The organism is Desulfobotulus sapovorans DSM 2055 (genome assembly GCF_059569355.1).
This window is the reverse complement of sequence record NZ_JCANVJ010000033.1, coordinates 1-16,797: the sequence shown is the minus strand read 5'-3', so window position 1 is coordinate 16,797 and position 16,797 is coordinate 1. Positions and strand designations below refer to the sequence as shown.

Annotated in this window: 11 protein-coding genes, 1 tRNA gene and 1 pseudogene; 8 read left to right on the top strand and 5 right to left on the bottom strand. The window is 57.7% G+C overall.

Features of this window, described 5'->3' with window-relative positions; genetic code table 11:
- Positions 1 to 51 precede the first annotated feature (51 nt).
- The 7 genes from nqrE to nhaA all read left to right on the top strand — a co-directional run bounded on the left by nqrE (position 52) and on the right by nhaA (position 10,410).
- Complete coding sequence (nqrE, locus tag BR04_RS15775; protein WP_496356983.1) at positions 52 to 660, top strand: NADH:ubiquinone reductase (Na(+)-transporting) subunit E; 609 nt, start codon at positions 52 to 54, stop codon at positions 658 to 660.
- 14 nt (positions 661 to 674) lie between these two features.
- Positions 675 to 1,889 (top strand): NADH:ubiquinone reductase (Na(+)-transporting) subunit F, encoded by a 1,215-nt coding sequence (gene nqrF, locus BR04_RS15770; RefSeq protein ID WP_496356982.1) that lies wholly within the window; start codon positions 675 to 677, stop codon positions 1,887 to 1,889.
- Positions 1,890 to 1,967: 78 nt separating this feature from the next.
- Positions 1,968 to 4,322, top strand: coding sequence for a TolC family protein (locus tag BR04_RS15765; RefSeq protein WP_496356981.1), 2,355 nt, complete (start codon positions 1,968 to 1,970; stop codon positions 4,320 to 4,322).
- Between the two features lie 41 nt (positions 4,323 to 4,363).
- Positions 4,364 to 5,485, top strand: a complete 1,122-nt coding sequence (locus BR04_RS15760; protein WP_496356980.1) for an efflux RND transporter periplasmic adaptor subunit — start codon at positions 4,364 to 4,366, stop codon at positions 5,483 to 5,485.
- 28 nt (positions 5,486 to 5,513) lie between these two features.
- Positions 5,514 to 8,597 (top strand): efflux RND transporter permease subunit, encoded by a 3,084-nt coding sequence (locus tag BR04_RS15755; RefSeq protein ID WP_496356979.1) that lies wholly within the window; start codon positions 5,514 to 5,516, stop codon positions 8,595 to 8,597.
- A 63-nt stretch (positions 8,598 to 8,660) separates the two neighbouring features.
- Positions 8,661 to 8,737 (top strand) — tRNA-Met (locus BR04_RS15750).
- Positions 8,738 to 9,216: 479 nt separating this feature from the next.
- A complete protein-coding gene (gene nhaA / locus BR04_RS15745; protein WP_496356978.1) occupies positions 9,217 to 10,410 on the top strand; it encodes a Na+/H+ antiporter NhaA in 1,194 nt (397 codons plus the stop codon).
- A gap of 83 nt (positions 10,411 to 10,493) precedes the next feature.
- Here the strand turns inward: nhaA and BR04_RS15740 are convergent, their stop codons facing one another.
- From BR04_RS15740 to BR04_RS15730, 3 genes are all read right to left on the bottom strand, one after another.
- Positions 10,494 to 10,994, bottom strand: coding sequence for an NUDIX hydrolase (locus BR04_RS15740; RefSeq protein ID WP_496356977.1), 501 nt, complete (start codon positions 10,992 to 10,994; stop codon positions 10,494 to 10,496).
- A complete protein-coding gene (locus tag BR04_RS15735) occupies positions 10,991 to 12,526 on the bottom strand; it encodes a CHAD domain-containing protein (RefSeq protein ID WP_496356976.1) in 1,536 nt (511 codons plus the stop codon). The genes BR04_RS15740 and BR04_RS15735 overlap by 4 nt, the downstream gene beginning before the upstream one ends.
- 87 nt (positions 12,527 to 12,613) lie before the next feature.
- Positions 12,614 to 13,531 (bottom strand): Ppx/GppA phosphatase family protein, encoded by a 918-nt coding sequence (locus tag BR04_RS15730; RefSeq protein ID WP_496356975.1) that lies wholly within the window; start codon positions 13,529 to 13,531, stop codon positions 12,614 to 12,616.
- 283 nt (positions 13,532 to 13,814) lie between these two features.
- Here BR04_RS15730 and BR04_RS15725 point away from each other — a divergent pair, with 283 nt between their 5' ends.
- On the top strand, positions 13,815 to 16,058 hold the full coding sequence (locus tag BR04_RS15725) for an RNA degradosome polyphosphate kinase (protein ID WP_496356974.1): 2,244 nt from the start codon (positions 13,815 to 13,817) through the stop codon (positions 16,056 to 16,058).
- A gap of 123 nt (positions 16,059 to 16,181) precedes the next feature.
- Here the strand turns inward: BR04_RS15725 and BR04_RS15720 are convergent, their stop codons facing one another.
- Both BR04_RS15720 and BR04_RS15715 read right to left on the bottom strand, forming a co-directional pair.
- Positions 16,182 to 16,385, bottom strand: coding sequence for a hypothetical protein (locus tag BR04_RS15720; RefSeq protein WP_496356973.1), 204 nt, complete (start codon positions 16,383 to 16,385; stop codon positions 16,182 to 16,184).
- A 162-nt stretch (positions 16,386 to 16,547) separates the two neighbouring features.
- Positions 16,548 to 16,797 (bottom strand): annotated as a pseudogene (locus BR04_RS15715) (IS1634 family transposase); the annotation flags it as partial.

Here is a 16,797-nt window from a genome sequence, read left to right as displayed (position 1 = left end):
CGTACGACTGCCTGTATGCTGAAAACAGTCCTTCCCGAAAAGGAGTGCACGGTGGAAAACCTGATGGGCATTTTTCTCAACTCCGTTTTTGTGGGCAACATCCTCCTCGCCTACTTCCTTGGCATGTGTTCCTTTGTGGCCGTGTCCGGCAACCTCAGAACCGCCACAGGTCTGGGCATTGCCGTGGTCTTTGTCCTGGCCATTACCACGCCGGTGAACTGGATGATCCACACCTTTCTCCTCGCTCCCGGAGCCCTTTCCTGGGCAGGGCTGCCCCATGTGGATCTCAGTTTCCTGCGCTTCATCACCTTCATCGCCTCCATCGCCGCCATGGTGCAGATTGTGGAGATGGTCATTGAGCGTTTTTCCCAGGCCCTGTACACGGGCTTAGGGGTTTTTCTGCCTCTGATTGCTGTCAACTGCGCCATTCTCGGCACCTCCCTTTTCATGGTGGAAAGGGACTACGGCTTCAGCGAATCCCTGGTGTTTGGCTTAGGATCCGGTACGGGCTGGCTCCTTGCCATTGTGGCCATGGCGGCCCTGCGGCAAAAACTCCGGTATGCGGATCTCCCCTATGGACTGGAAGGCTATGGTATCACAATGATCGTGACAGGCCTCATGGCCATGGGTTTCATGATCTTTTCCGGTATCGCCCTGTAGCAAAGGAGCGCCCCATGATATATCTGATCAGTTTTGCGGTGTTTTCCGGTGTCACCCTGTCCCTTGTCTTCCTCCTTCTTTTTGTGGAGTCCCGCCTCGTCAAAAAGGAAGACAGCCATATCCGTATCAATCGGGATACCGAAAAAACCCTGGTCGTCCCCAGCGGTGCCACCCTGTTAAGCAGTCTGGCCAGTCAGGGGATTCTCCTGCCCTCAGCCTGCGGTGGCGGCGGCACCTGCGGCATGTGCAAGTGCAGGGTGACGTCCGGGGGCGGTGATGTGCTGCCCACAGAGCTGGCCCACCTGAGCCGCAAAGAAAAGGCCGGAGGCGTCCGTCTGGCCTGTCAGCTCAAGGTGCGGAACGACATGGCCATTGAAATTCCGGAAGAAATTTTCAGCATCCGGAAATTCCATGCTTCCGTACTGTCCAACAACAATGTGGGAACCTATATCAAGGAACTGATCCTCAAAACCGATCCGGATGAAGATTTCGACTTTGAGGCCGGTCAGTACATCCAGATTGACATCCCCGAATACCAGCTTTCCTTTTCAGACTTTGACATTACCAGCACCTATGTGGACGACTGGGACAAATATCAGCTCTGGAATCTCCAGAGCCGTTCCAGTGAACGGGTGTTCCGGGCCTATTCCCTGGCCAATCCGCCCTATGAAAGGGAACCCCGCCTCACGGTGCGCATCGCCACCCCGCCCGAAGACAAGCCCCATGCCCCGCCCGGCGTGGGTTCTTCCTATATTTTCAATCTCAGAAAAGGGGATAAGGTCACCTTCAGCGGGCCCTACGGCGATTTTCTTGTGAAGGAAACCCAAAGGGAGCTGTGCTTTGTGGGCGGCGGCGCGGGCATGGCGCCCATGCGCAGCCACATCCTGCACCAGCTCAACACCCTGAAAACAGACCGTAAAATCACCTTCTGGTATGGGGCACGCTCCAGAAGGGAAATGTTCTATGATGAGGAATTCAAAAAACTGACGGAAACTTACCCCAACTTCAGCTATCAGGTTGCCCTGTCCGAACCCCTCCCCGGAGACGCATGGGAAGGCCCCACGGGCTTCATCCACCAGGTGCTCTACGACAGCTACCTCAAAGACCACGACGACCCGGCCGAAATCGCGTACTACCTCTGCGGCCCGCCGGTCATGGTGGACGCCGTGGTGGATATTCTCTGGAATCTCGGGGTCGAGGAAGAGATGATCGCCTATGACAAGTTCTGAAAAAACGGCCTCCCCGTTTCCTGCTCTGAGGCCGCCAGCTTTTCCCCTGAAAACCGATTCCATACACCGGAGAAAACCATGCCTCTGCACACCAGACCCATCCGGCTTTCTTTTTTTTTCCTCTCCGTCTTGTCCCTTCTCCTTCCCGCCCTCCCTGCCTACAGCGGAACCCTGCACATCGCTGTGATCAGTGACGCGGATACGCCTGAAATCCGGAGCTTCATGGAAGAGGTGCTGTCCGAGGCCCACGCCCTTCTCGGCCAGAAAAAAGACATCCGCATCGCCGCCGGAAGCCCCCACGTCACAGCCGCGGATGCGGCAGCCATCCAAAGCACGTATAAAGCCCTCGCCCTCAGAAAAGATATAGACCTGATCCTCGCCATCGGGGGATTCTGCGCCCCCGTGCTGGGACGGAACCCGGCCTTTCCCAAGCCCCTCATTGCGCTGGGCGTCACGGATCCCCGGATCCAGCAGCTTCCCCTCACGCCCCAGGGAAGCTCCGGCCTTAAAAACTTCACCTATCTCGCGACATCCGGCGTGCTGGAATCAGACATCCGCACCTTCCACAGGATTACGGGCTTCAAGCGCCTCGCCCTCCTCCTCGACGCCCCCCTCTGGGAAAAAGAAGACGACCTGGATCGCCTTGCGCCCCTGGCCGAATCCCTGGAGGTTCACTTCATCCCTCCGGGACCGGGCCGGGCCGGAAAACCCGCGCCCATACCGGAAGAGGCGGACGCCGTTCTCCTTGGCGGTCTTTACCGCTATCCCCAGGCCATACGGGAAGAGCTTATCGGAGAGGCCATCCGCAAAAACCTGCCCCTTTTTTCCCTTAAAGGGGAAAGCGATGTCCGGATCGGGGCACTGGCCGGTGCGGCGCCCGAAGCCCGGATCCGGCGCATGGCCCGGCTCCTCGCCCTGCGCATCGAAACCTGGGCCGAAACCGGGAACCTCGCGGCCATGCCCGTATCCACGGACACGGACAGCCGGATCTTCCTCAACCTCGAAACCGCAAGACGCATCGGCTTTTCACCACCCTGGGATATTCTTGTGGAAGCGGATGTTCTCGTGGACGCAACCCAGGAGGGCCGGGAAGGAAGCCTGACGGATCTGCTCCGGGACAGCCTTCATCATCACAATGCCGTCCTTCAGGCGGAAGAACGCCTCGCCCAGGCCGAGTCCCGGCTGAAGGGGGCCGCCGCCCTCCGGAAACCCGGCCTTGAGGCGGAACTCCGGGGCAGTCTCAGGGATAAGGATCAGAGCGTCGGCGGCGTGGCGGAACGCAGCGCCGAAGCCGGTCTCAGCCTCAGTCAGGCCCTTTTCAGCGACAGCGCCAATACACGGGTGTACACGGGGGAAAGGGAGATGGATCAGGCCGCCGTGCAGCTGGAAAAGGCGCGCCTCGACGCGGTGCTGGATGTGGGTGAGGCCTGTTTCAGCCTGCTGCGCTCCAGAACCCTCATGCGCATCCGCAAGGATACGGCGGATCATACCCGAAAAAATCTTGAAATCGCCCGGCAGCGTCAGGAAGTGGGCTACACGGGCCGTACGGAGGTGCTGCGCTGGGAAAACGCCCTGGCCCGCGCCCGGCAGGAGCTCCTTGCCGCGGCCATCAGCGTGGAACAGGCGAAAAACACCCTGAAACGCCGCATACGGCACCCCATGGATCAGACCTTTGGACTGGCGGACACAGCCACAGGCGAAGACTTTTTCGCCGTCTCCAGCATCATTCCCCTGCTGCAGGAGGTCCGGACACCCGAGGCCCTCACCCGTTTTTCCCGCTTTCTGGAAGAGGAAGCGGCCAGGATGCGGCCCGAACCCAAGGTTCTTGAGGCAGCCCTTTCCCTGGCGGCGCGGGAGGAAGCCTACCAGAACCGGAAACCCTATACGCCGGAACTCCGCCTTGGCGCCAGCGCGGCCCATGTGCTGGACAGAAGCGGCGAAGGCTCCGAAATCTCCCTTCCTTCGGATGACCGCTGGGAGGTGGGCCTGCGGGCCTCCTGGACCCTGTACAACGGAGGCGAAATCCAGGCGGCAAGAGCCACGGCCCGCTCCGAGATCCGGCGTCTTGATCTTGAAAGGGCGGAAACCCTCCGCCAGATCCGGGAGACTGTCCGCAACCGGCTTGCGGATCTCACGGCCGCCTCCTTTGATCTCACCTTTTCCAGGCAGGCGGCAAAGGCCTCACGGGAAAACCTCGCCCTTGTGCAGGACGCCTATGCCAAGGGAGAAATCGCCATTGTGGAACTCATGGACGCCCGCAACGCAGACATCAGCGCCAGGGAAGCCGAGGCCGACGCCCGCTACGCCCTTCTGCTCGCACGGCTGCGGCTGGAACACGCCCTGGGCTTTTATCCCGCACTGGCGGCCCCGGAAAACCGCGACGCCTTTTTCCTCCGCTACCTTGATTTCAAAAACGGGCATGCTGCATCCTGAGCTTTCCTGACGCCAGATGCCCCATTTTTAAGGATGACGCCATGAAACCTTCACAGTCCAGCCCCCCCTGTCCACCCGTCCGGCTTCTGCCCCTGGCCTGTCTTCTTCTTTTCATGGCGGCCCCGGCCTGCACGGATTCCAGAAAGGCCGAGGCGCCGCCGGAAATCCGTCCTGTCCGCTATGAAACCCTGGAGACCCGCAACCTTTCCGAAACCCGCACCTTCACGGGGCAGGCCCGACCCGCCACGGAAATCCGCCTGGGCTTCCGCATTGCAGGCCAGATTCTGGAGCTGCCCGTCAAAATGGGGGATGCCGTGGAGGCAGGACAGGTCATTGCCCGTCTCGATGACAAAGACGACCGTCTCACCCTCACGGAGCTTGAGGCCCTGCTCGAAAACGCGCGCGCCCAGCGGGACGCGGCTGCGGCATCCTTAGAACGCGTCCGCAGTCTTTATGCAAAAAACAACGTCTCCCTCAGCGACTACGAGGCGGCCAAAAGCCGTCATGCCGCGGCGGCGGCGGACTATGAGGCCACCTTTCAGCGTCTGGCCCTTCAGAAAAGCCGTCTTTCCTACGCAGTACTCCTTTCTCCCGCACAAGGACGCATCGCAAGGGTGGAAGTGGAAACCAATGAAAACGTGCAGGCCGGGGCCACGGTGGCCACCCTCAGCACGGGAGACGCCATTCTGGTGCGGGCCGGCATTCCCGAAGCCCACATCGGCGGCATCCATCCGGGCGATCCCGTTGAGGTGCGCTTCAGCAGCCTGCAAAACGCCAGTTTTTCCGCGAAGGTATACGAAGTGTCCTATGTGAGCGACGCGCAGGCCACCTATCCCGTCAGTGTCCGCCTTGACGCGCCGGACGCCCGCATCCGTCCCGGCATGCCTGCGGAACTCACCTTCCATCTCAGCGGCGAGGAAAAACGCAACCGCATCCTTGTGCCGGTGTCCGCCATCCTTGAAGATCCGGAAGGCCGTTTTGTCTGGGTGCTTACGGACGGGCAGGAAAAGGATCTGGGCCGGGTCGTCCGGAGAAGCGTCACCCTCGGCGCCCTCATCGGGGATCGCTTTGAAGTGACCGAAGGGCTTAAGCCCGGTGAAAAAATTGTCACGGCTGGCGTCTCCCGCCTTACCGAGGGCATGACCGTCCGCCATCTCCACTGACACCCATCACAAACGGGGCAGAATTCCCATGAATCTTACGGAAAGCGCCATCCGAAACCGCTGGCTCACCCTGAGCCTTCTCTTTGTCCTGCTCCTTTCCGGAGTCCAGAGCTTTTTTTCCATGCCCAAGGATGACATGCCGCCCTTTCTCGTGCGCGCCATCACCATTGTCACCCCCTTTCCCGGCGCTTCCCCCGCGCGGGTGGAACAGCTGGTGACAGACCGCATTGAAAAGGCGGTGCAGGAAATTCCGGAAATCGATTACATCCAGTCCGAATCCAGACCCGGCATCTCCGTCATCACCGTCATGCTCAAGGAGAGCGAGTATGAGCTCCGTCCCATCTTTGACACCATCCGCCGCAAGGTGGACGCCGTACGCCCCGACCTGCCCCAGGGTCTGAACCCTGTGGTCAATGACGAGATGGGGGATGTGTTCGGTATTCTCATCGGCATCACGGGAGAGGGTTTTTCTCCGGCGGAGCTGAAAACCGTCGCCGACGAGGTGCGGGATGAACTCATCCGGCTGAAGGAAGTGGCCAAGGTCGAACTCTCCGGCGTTCAGCCCCAGAGGATTTACATCCGCTACGATGACGCGCGGCTGGCCCGCCTGGGCCTTACCCGCGACCGCATCGCAGGGCTGATCCAGAGCACCAACATCATCTTTCCCGGCGGTCAGGTCACCCTGGGCGACAACCGCATCAGCCTTGAACCCTCCGGAAATTTTGAAAATCTGACGGATCTCGAAAACCTCATCCTTTCGGAACCCGGCAGCCAGGGCCTTCTGCGCCTGAAGGACGTGGCCCGGGTCGAGCGGGGTTATCTCGATCCTCCGGACAACCATGTGCGCATCAACGGCACGCCCGGCATCGTCCTCGGCTGCTCCCTCAAAAAAGGCGGCAACATCCTTGAGATGGGGGCCGCCATTGACGCAAAACTGAAGGATCTGAAGGGGGTGTACCCCCACGGCATCGACTTTGTCCGCGTGGCGTCCCAGGACATCAAGGTGCAGGAAGCCATCGCCAATTTCACCTCCAACCTCATCCAGAGCGTCACCGTGGTGCTCGCCACCATGCTCCTCTTTCTCGGCCTGCGCACGGGCCTTGTGGTCTCCTCCCTCATTCCCTCGGCCATTCTCTTCACCCTGCTCATCATGTCCCTCATCAAAGTGGGGCTCAACCAGGTTTCCCTCGCCTCCCTCATCATCGCCCTGGGCATGCTGGTGGACAACGCCATTGTCATGAGCGAGGCCATGATGGTGCGCATGGAGGCCGGGGAAAAACGCCTGGACGCCGCCCTGGCCGCTTCCAGGGAACTGGCCGTGCCCCTTCTTGTCTCCTCCCTCACCACAGCGGCGGCCTTTGTGAGCTTTTTCCTCGCCCAGTCCGTCATGGGGGAAATCATGGGCCAGCTCTTCGAGGTGGTGAGCGCAGCCCTCCTCGCCTCCTGGATTCTTTCCCTCACCCTCATTCCCATGCTGGCCATGGCGATGATCCGGGTACAGCCCGGAAAGGAGGAAAACCAGAAAGGCCCCGTGGCCCGCATCCGGTTCCGCTATGAAGGCTTTCTCCGCACCGTTTTGCAGTACCCCCGCGCCTTCCTCGCCCTGACCCTCCTCCTTTTCATCCTGAGCCTCGGGCTTTTCCGTTTCATTCCCTTTGTCTTTTTCCCGGACAGCGACCGGCCTCTGGTCACGGCCAATCTTGAACTTCCCATCGGCGTGGACATTTCCGTGACCGACGCCGTCACGCGGCAGGTGGAAGAGTTCATCGCCAAGGAACTTTCCGGAAAGGGCGTTACCAGTTTCGCCTCCTTTGTGGGCAAGGGCGCACCCAAATATGATCTTGGGTATACGGCGCCGGAATCCGCGCCCTACACCGCCCACCTGCTCATCAACACCGCCTCGGACGCGGCCAATGACACCGTGATCGCAGCCGTCTACGCTTTCTGCGCCGGGCACTTTCCCGATGTCAGGGCCCAGGTCTCCCGTCTCAAAAGCGGCGGCGGCTCCAAAACGCCCATTTCCATCCGCATTTCAGGAGAGGATCCCGACCGGCTTTTCACCCTTGGGGAAGCCGTGAAACAAGAACTGCGCGGTATTGCGGGCAGCCGCAACGTTTCGGACAACTGGGGCGTCCGCGCAAGAAAATTCGAGGTGCGCATTGATCAGAACCGCGCACGCCTTTCAGGCCTCACCAGCCAGGATGTGGCCACCTCCCTCCAGACCCTGCTTTCCGGATCGGACACCGGAATTTTCAGGGAAGACGACCAGCTCCTTCCCATCATCATGATCCGGGAAAACCCCGGCCTCATGGACATGGCCGCCCTGGAAAGCCTCAACATTTACGCCCAGTCCACGGGAAAAAGCGTTCCCTTAAAACAGGTGGCGGATATCCGCATGGTCTGGGAACCGGCCAAAATCCTCCGCAGGGATCTCAGCCGCACCCTCACCATTGAATCGGAAACCCTTCCCGGCGTGACCGCCTCCGAAGTGGTCGGCCAGCTCCGACCCTGGCTGGAAGCCGAGGCCTCCGGCTGGGGCAAAGGATACGGCGTCACCCTCGGCGGCGAGGCCGAAGACAGCGCCAAGGCCATGGGCGCGGTATTCAGCAAACTGCCCCTTTCCTTTTTCATCATCGTGCTGCTGCTCATCGCCCAGTTCAATTCCCTTAAAAAACCCCTCATTGTCCTGCTCACCATTCCCCTGGCCATCATCGGCGTGGCCTGCGGGCTTCTTCTCTGTCGCTCCACCTTTGGCTTCATGCCCTTCCTCGGCGTCATCAGCCTTGCGGGCATTGTCATCAACAACGGCATTGTGCTCTTAGACCGCATCCGCATCGAAACCGAAGACAACGGCCTCAGGCCCGCCCAGGCCATTGTGGCGGCAGCGACCCAGCGGTTCCGGCCCATTCTGCTCACCACCGCCACCACGGCCCTCGGGCTCATTCCCCTGTGGATCGCGGGCGGCCCCACCTGGCAGCCCATGGCCATCACCATCTTTTTCGGTCTCATCTTCGCGACCCTGATCACCCTGCTCTTTGTGCCGGTATGCTACGCCCTCTTCTATGCCATCCCCACGGGAGAGCTGAAGGAGAAAGGTACAGAATGCCCATGACAGAAAAAAATAAAAAAAAGCTTGACGGATCCCTGCACAGGGCGTAGTTTCCGAACTCGTTGCTGCGGGGTGGAGCAGTCTGGTAGCTCGTCGGGCTCATAACCCGAAGGTCGTTGGTTCAAATCCAGCCCCCGCTACCAAAAAAAGTTAAGGCCTACGGTGAAAACCGCAGGCCTTTTTTTTGTCCGAACTCCGCCCCCCCTGAACCCACCAGGGGCCCGACAGAAGATCCATCTATAAAATCAGGATATTACATCACACCATGCAAAAGATTTCAGGAATACCGCACTCACGGCGGGTTCCTGATTCACCCCCGGATCTTCCGGCAAGTTTTTACAGCCTTCACACCTCCCCGACTTTTGCCATTCCATCAGATTCCCCACCATGGCTGCACCTCTACCCGATACGGATCCCCACCTTCCCTGAGCAAATTTTTTTTAAGGAAAAGAACCCGGCGCCTCCCCTTTTCGGAAAAACTTGCTCAAAAAGAAGAGAAAGGGTAAGTTTAAAAATGAAAAATGATGATTTTATCCATTTATCATAGAATATATGAGAATAAACATGACAAATTGGCATTAAATCTGAAAAATATCAAAAATCAGATGAGGAGGAGAGATTCATGGAAAAACATCAGAGTTCCTTTATTGCAGAATTTTTTCAGAAAGAATCTTCGGGAGGCATCCTGCTGATGCTGACCACCGTGGCAGCAGTACTGGCCGCCAACTCCCCGTTGGAACCCTATTACCGCATGACCCTGTCAACACCTGTGATGCTGCGCATCGGTGATTTTGAGATTGCCAAACCCCTGCTCCTCTGGATCAACGATGGTCTGATGGCGGTTTTTTTCTTTCTCATCGGTCTGGAGCTGAAACGCGAGATGGTGGAAGGGGAACTCTCCGATGTGAAAAAAATCATCCTCCCCGGTATTGGTGCCATTGGCGGCATGGCGATTCCCGCCCTCATCTATGTACTTTTCAATATGGGAGATCCCGTGGCCCTGAAGGGCTGGGCCATTCCTGCGGCGACAGATATCGCCTTTGCCCTGGGAATCCTGGCCCTCCTGGGCAGCCGTGTTCCCATTGCCATCAAGATTTTTCTGACCTCCCTTGCCATCTTTGACGATGTCGGCGCCATTGTCATCATCGCACTTTTCTATACGGACAAGATCTCCCTGACCGCCCTGCTTGTGGTGGGGGTCTGCCTTGCCGTACTGCTGGTCTTCAACCGGAAAAATATCACGATCAAAAGCCCCTACCTTCTTGTGGGGCTCATCATGTGGGCTGCCATGCTGAAATCCGGTGTTCATGCCACCCTGGCCGGTGTGGCCCTGGCCATGTTCATTCCCCTCCGCTGCCGCAAAGATGCGGATCTTTCCCCCCTGAAAACCCTTGAACATGACCTGCATGCGGCTGTGGTGTTCTTTATCCTTCCTGTTTTTGCCTTTGCCAACGCAGGTCTCGGTCTGGGGAACATGGGGATGGACAAGGTGCTGCACAGTGTGCCGCTGGGGATTGCTCTGGGGCTTTTTCTGGGAAAACAGGTGGGCATTTTCGGCTTCTGCTGGCTGGCTGTCCGGATGAAGATCGCCAGCCTGCCCCAGGGGATGGACTGGAGCCGGCTGTATGGCACCGCAGCCCTCTGCGGCGTCGGGTTCACCATGAGTCTTTTCATTGGTTCCCTCGCCTTTGATGCCAGCCAGACGGGCCTTCTTTTTGATGAAAGGCTCGGCATCATCATGGGCTCCACGGCTTCCGGACTTCTTGGCTATTTTGTGCTGAAAGCCAGCCTGAATACGGATAAAACCGCAGACTGACCCTTTCTCAGCCTCCGCACCGGAGGAAAAAGCACGCTTTTTCAAGAGGGGACGCTTTCCGCAAGGAGCGTCCCCCTTCCTTATCAGAAAACGGTCTCTCCACAACCTTTGACCACTGTAGGCTTTGCCAGCTTCTCCTGCCCCTCCAGCCAGCGGGCAAGGGTGGCGATGAGCGCTCCAAGTTCCCTGTGCTTCACCACCTCCGCAGCCCGTTCCCAGCCTGTCCAGATCCTGCACCGGACAGGGGATTCGGGCCAGCTGTCCAGAACCTCCGTCACCGCCATGGCAAAAACCCTCACCTCACAGATACGCCGCCATTTTTCAAAACGATACCGCCCTAAAACCTCGGGATGCAGCAGCCCCCGGATTCCGGCCTCCTCATGGGTCTCCTGCACCAGGGTCTCGGTTTCGGAAAAACCGGGATCCACCATGCCCTTGGGAATGGTAAGGTTCTTTCCGCTGCTGGTGGAAATCAGCAGCACCTCAAGCCCCCTTTCCGTGATCCGGTAGGGAATCGCTCCGGCCTCGGGAATCACCCCGCCCACGGGGGGCAGGAGGATGTCTTCTCCCTTTTCGTTTTTCATGCCTTCCCATCCGCCTTCCGGCCCAGAAGTTTCCCAAACCGCCTGCTGTCCGCAACAAAGGTCTCAAAGAAAAAGAAAAATTCCCGCCGACATGCTTCCTGCTCCCGCTCAAAGGCTGTGAGGAGACCGCCCAGAGCGGCGGCTTCTGCAAGGGAAAGCTGTTGTTCCCTGCCCTCCAGAACCTTGAGCCGCGAAAGGAAAAAGACCTTCTGGATGGAAAGGTCGTTAAAGCTGCCCAGATTTTCCTGAAGATCTTTCAGGTGATCGAGAAGGCGTTTCACTTCCTTTTCGGAAAAAAGGGAGGCGGAAAATTCCAGAAGATAACGAAGCTTCTTGCAGTCGATGCGTAAGGCATGGAACAGGGCATCCGGACTGTCCGGCCGGATTTTCCGACCCCGGCGCAGAATACGGCGGTGCTGGGCCGAAAGGGCCTCCGTGACAAGATCCCCGATGGGCCGCTCCCCGTCAGGCCCGGAACCAATGCCCTCCCCCGTCAGGGCTGCAAGCTCCTTCAGGGTGCTGGAAAAGGTAATGCCGTCCATCCCTTTCAGCATACGCTCCCGGATCTGCCCCCGCCTTTCCCGAAGCTCCTGAAAAAGGGAATCCAGTCCCGGAGCAAGGGCTGCGGGCAGCAGCGCCCGGAAACGGGAAGCTCGCAGAAGAAGCACATCCAGATCCCGAAGCTCTCCTGTGATCTGCCCCATGGCCTTCAGCCCCTCACGGAGGGTGGTTCCGGTTTCCGCACCCAGGGCCGTCCGCATCTGAGAAAGGAGGGAGCGCATCCTGCGGGCCGCAACCCGGAAGTCGTGCAGGAATTCCGTGTCGATGTCCTCCCGGATACCGGGCTGATTTTCCTCCATGGTTCTGAAAAGATCCTGAAGAAGCAAAAAAACGGCCTCACGGGCCGGAGTCCCGGCCTCAAGGACAATCCTCCTGCGGGCTTTGGGGTTCTGCCCCGTCGCCTCCAGAAGCAGCCCGTAGAGATCCTCGTCCGTGGGCTGAAAGCCCAGATCTTCCAGATGACGGCCCAGTTTTTTTGCGGCCTTGGGCTGATCCTTGAGGCTTCTCACATGGTACTGGCCACAGGCGGGAAGATCCTGGCCCTCGCCACAGAGCCCGAGTTTTTCCCACAGTCCCAGAGCCAGAAGGGTTTTCTCATCCCTGTAAAATTCATGGAGCACCCATTCCCTGAGAAAGGGGCCGTGGGACAGAAGAGCCCGCATTTCCAGTACAGGCCGCAGCAGAAGAGCCAGAGGGCAGTCCGGAAAATCCGTACAGAACCGGACAGGCCCGTCTCCTTCCAGCATCAGGCTGGCTTCCTCCCTGCCGCTTTTCATATCAAAGAGGGAGTACCGCCCCCCTGCGGTGAGAAGCAGCACCCGGCCCTGACGGAAAAGGCGCCAGTCAAAGGAATCCAGCAGAAAAACCGTGGCACTTCCGGCGCTCTCCCGGAAACTTTTGAAGAGGGTTGGAAGACCGGAAAAGGGGGGTTCCTTTTCCCATGGCTGGGGCCAAGTGTAAGATTTTTGCATGGAATATCTCCTGGGGGGATGGGGGATGGGGGATGGGGCCGGAAGCTTCGGGCCTCTCTTCCGGCAGTTTCAAAAAACGCTATGGACTCACACCGCTCTGGAGTTCCGGGTAGCCAGCTCTTCCTGGTACAGAAGACGGACAACACCATCGGCAAGGCCAATCTGGGGAACACTCATTTTTTCAGCACCACTCCATTTCATGACAGACAGGTAGATCTTCAGGGCAGGCAGAATGACATCCGCCCGGTCAGGTTTCAGCCCCAGCTTTGTGATGCGTTCCTCATAGGGAAATTTCCGGAGCTGCTCCCGGACAGCCTTCATTTTTTCACGGGTCAGTACCCGGCCCTCCGTTCCCCTGGCGAGTTTCATCACGCTGTTGATGTTGCCGCCGCTCCCCACGGCCTGAATGCCGGAAAGATCCCGTGTATGCTCCCGTATCCAGTCCTTCATTTCCTCCCAGCGGTCTTCGGGAACGAGATTTTCAAGAAGCCTCACGGTACCAATGGCAAAGGAGCGGGAAAGGCTTTCTCCCCGTGAAAACAGGGTGATTTCCGTACTGCCGCCGCCCACATCCACAAAAATCCAGGCCTCCCCGTTTCCCGGGACAGCCCCTCCGTTCCAGGGATTGTTGGCAAAAATGATGCGGGCTTCCTCCCGGCCCTCGATGATCTCCAGGGCGATCCCCGTGTGCTCCAGAATCTTCTTCCGGATCTTTTCACCGTTGGCGGCCTCCCGCATGGCGGAAGTAGCGCAGGCCCGGAACCGCAGGGGCTCATAGGCCCGGATCAGGGAACGAAAGCCTGCAATGGTGTCGAGAAGCCGATTCCCGTTTTCCCTGGATATTTTTCCGAGGATAAAGGCATCCCTGCCCAGACGGATGGGCATCCGCACAAGGGCGATTTTCCGGAAACAGGGGCCGTCCGCACCCTCGAACACCTCCGTGAGCAGAAGCCGGACGGCATTGGAACCGATATCCATGGCGGCAAAGCGTTTTCCCGTCATCATAGCCTGCACCCCTTTCTCCATAGACCCTTATCCGTTCCGGAGCAGGCCCGTATCCATGTGAGGCCTGAATGCCATCGGCCCGTTCTTCCTGTACCTGTCAAGTAGCCGAGCCCTTTGGGAGATGTCAAGCCTGAGGCTGAAAGCCTCAGGACACAGAAGGATAAAAGCTCTTTCTTACTGACAATATGAATTTTTGCTCATAAAATTCTAACAGAATCTTTCTATAAGCAGGCATCCGGGAAGCCTCCCATGCTTCTCCGTCCCTGAAGAAAAGGAAAGCCCCATGATCTCAGAGCATACGATTCCAGATTCCGCTGCCCTGTCCTGCGTCTCCGAGACCGTACCCAGCGTCCGGGAAACCCCACAGCCCCGTGTTCCCCTTCGGGACAGCCCTTTCCGGGATATCCATGCCCAGTCCCCCATGCGTTTCATCAACCGGGAGCTTTCCTGGCTCCAGTTCAACTTCCGGGTCATGGAAGAAGCCTATAACCCGGCCCATCCCCTTCTGGAGCGGGTTCGTTTTCTGTCCATCTCCGCCTCCAACCTGGACGAATTCTACATGGTGCGGGTCGCGGGCCTCAAGGCCCAGGTGACCTCCGGGGTGCAGAGCAGCAGCCCGGATCTGCTCACACCGGCCCAGCAGCTGGAAAAAATCAACGATCTGGTCGTGGATCTTCTGGAAAAACAGCGCAAATGCCTGTTTGACCTTCTGAAGGAGCTGAAAAAAACGGGGATTTCCGTGGTGGGGCCAGAACCGCTTTCGGAAAAGGACAGAAGCTTTCTTGAAGAAAAATTCCTCCAGGAGATTTTCCCCGTTTTAAGCCCCGTGGCCGTGGATCCTTCCCATCCCTTTCCCTTCATCCCCAACCTCGGCTTTGGCCTCATTTTCGAGATGAAAAACCCGGAAATGGAAGAAACCCTGGTGGCCATTGTCATTCTGCCCCAGCACCTGAACCGGATGATCCGCCTTCCCGGTGAAAACAGGGTTCGTTATATCCTCCTGGAGGATGTGGTGCGCATGTTCTTTCACCAGATTTTTCCCTCTTCGGAACTGCTGGCCTGCGGGATTTTCCGGGTGGTTCGGGACTCTGAAATGGAAATTGACGAAGAAGCCGAAGACCTGGTGCGCACCTTTGAAACCGCCCTCAAGCGCCGCCGCAGGGGACGGGTGGTACGTCTTGCCGTGGACAATGAGATGCCGGACGATCTCCGGGAATTTCTCCGCACCCAGCTCGATGTGATGCCCGAATACCTGTTCCGCACAGGCCGGGCCATCGGGCTTTGCGACCTTCGGCATCTGGTCACGGATGACAGACCGGAGCTGCTCTTTCCCAAATACCAGGCCCGTTTTCCCGAAAGAATACGGGATTTCGGGGGAGACTGTTTTGCCGCCATCCATTCAAAAGATATTCTGGTGCACCATCCCTACGAGAGCTTTGACGTGGTGGCCCAGTTTCTCCGTCAGGCTGCGGAAGATCCCCAGGTAGTGGCCATCAAGCAGACCCTCTACCGCACCAGCCGGAATTCCCCCATTGTCCAGGCCCTGGTACGGGCTGCGGAAGCGGGAAAAAGCGTTACGGCCATGATTGAGCTGAAGGCCCGTTTTGACGAGGAAGCCAATATCGAAATCGCAAGAATTCTGGAGCGCAGCGGCGTTCAGGTGGGGCTTGGCTTCATGGAAATGAAGACCCACGCCAAGCTCTCCCTCGTCATCCGCAGGGAAAAAGACGGCCTGCGCTCCTATGCCCACCTCGGAACGGGCAACTACCATCCCGTCACAGCCAAGATTTATACGGATCTTTCCTATTTTACCTGCGACCGGGCCATCTGCCAGGATGTGGGAAAAATCTTCAACTACATGACGGGCTATGCCAGACCCTCCCAGCTGGAAAGACTTTATGTGGCTCCCCTGAACATGAATACCCATCTGCTGGCCTGTATTGAAGAAGAGATCGCCCATGCCCGTGCGGGTCGCCCCGGTGGCATCTGGGCCAAGCTCAACGCCCTTGTGTCTCCGGACATCATCGACGCCCTGTACCGGGCCTCCTGTGCCGGGGTTCCCGTGGATCTGGTCATCCGGGGCATCTGCTGCCTCAGGCCGGGTATTCCGGGACTTTCGGAAAACATCCGGGTGAAATCCATTGTGGGCCGTTTTCTGGAGCACTCCCGCATTGTCTGTTTCGGCAACGGTCAGGCCCTGCCCTCCCCCCAGGCCAGGGTCTATATTTCTTCCGCGGACTGGATGCCAAGGAACCTCAGCCGCAGGATCGAGGTGCTGGTTCCCATCCTCAACCCAACGGTGCACCAGCAGATTCTCAACCAGATCATGGAAGCCAACCTGAAGGACAACGCCCAGAGCTGGATCATGCAACCCGACGGCAGTTATGTCCGCATGGCCGGGGAAAAGAACCGCTTCAACACCCATGAATTTTTCATGACCAACCCCAGCCTTTCAGGCCGGGGATCCGCCCTCAAGGGCAAGGGGAAAAAGGGAGGCTGTAAAAAAAGCAGCCGGACGGGGGGCTAGGGGAAGAACGGGAGCTGTTTTGTCAGCAGGAGGGAAGAAGAGGGTGTAACACTTGAGCTTAGGGGACTTGGGCGGGGCCCAAGCGGCCCCTTAAAGCGATTTGTTATGTTTGAAGTAAATAATTCACCAATTTAGAATGCCCTGAAATAAATCGTAAAACCGTCCATTTTCAAAGTCACCCATTTTTGAATAAAGCTCTTCAGCTGCATCACTGGGTTGTTTGTCAGCGTCTTTTGATGCTGATGCAGTTTTTAATTTTCCAGGATGAACTGAACATATTCTTTTGTTTGTATTGTGAAACTCTTTGCTCAAACTAAGAGTGAACATGTTTTGGGCTGATTTTGCAATTCTGTACGAGTACGAGCACTTAATATGGTCTAACTCATCTTCTACAGTCCAATTTTAATAATCCAATGAATTCAATGTGATAAAAAGCAATAACAAACCTTTGGCACCACCTGTTATCCTGTTTTCCCAAAACGCTCTTTTTTATGTTTCGCAAATTGCCTGTGGCATGGCCACACCAACAGCCTTGAATATTTTTCCACATACGCCATGACTTCTTGTACGAAGTGCAAGTCTTCGACCATTATCTTCCACAATAACTCTTTGCAGAGACTCAAGGTCATTGCGGATGGTTGCCCATTCAAAGTGATGACCAGCGGCTTCAAGTCTCATGGCGAGCTCTTTGCGGAGTAAAAGAGCAAGAAAACTGCAAAAGACATGACTTCGTATGGTT

Bases quoted from the DNA above. Each gene is read 5' to 3' on its own strand.
- nqrF (WP_496356982.1), top strand. From the start codon at position 675: ATGATATATCTGATCAGTTTTGCGGTGTTTTCCGGTGTCACCCTGTCC.
- BR04_RS15765 (WP_496356981.1), top strand. From the start codon at position 1,968: ATGCCTCTGCACACCAGACCCATCCGGCTTTCTTTTTTTTTCCTCTCC.
- BR04_RS15760 (WP_496356980.1), top strand. From the start codon at position 4,364: ATGAAACCTTCACAGTCCAGCCCCCCCTGTCCACCCGTCCGGCTTCTG.
- BR04_RS15755 (WP_496356979.1), top strand. From the start codon at position 5,514: ATGAATCTTACGGAAAGCGCCATCCGAAACCGCTGGCTCACCCTGAGC.
- nhaA (WP_496356978.1), top strand. From the start codon at position 9,217: ATGGAAAAACATCAGAGTTCCTTTATTGCAGAATTTTTTCAGAAAGAA.
- BR04_RS15740 (WP_496356977.1), bottom strand. From the start codon at position 10,994: ATGAAAAACGAAAAGGGAGAAGACATCCTCCTGCCCCCCGTGGGCGGG.
- BR04_RS15735 (WP_496356976.1), bottom strand. From the start codon at position 12,526: ATGCAAAAATCTTACACTTGGCCCCAGCCATGGGAAAAGGAACCCCCC.
- BR04_RS15730 (WP_496356975.1), bottom strand. From the start codon at position 13,531: ATGATGACGGGAAAACGCTTTGCCGCCATGGATATCGGTTCCAATGCC.
- BR04_RS15725 (WP_496356974.1), top strand. From the start codon at position 13,815: ATGATCTCAGAGCATACGATTCCAGATTCCGCTGCCCTGTCCTGCGTC.
- BR04_RS15720 (WP_496356973.1), bottom strand. From the start codon at position 16,385: ATGTTCACTCTTAGTTTGAGCAAAGAGTTTCACAATACAAACAAAAGA.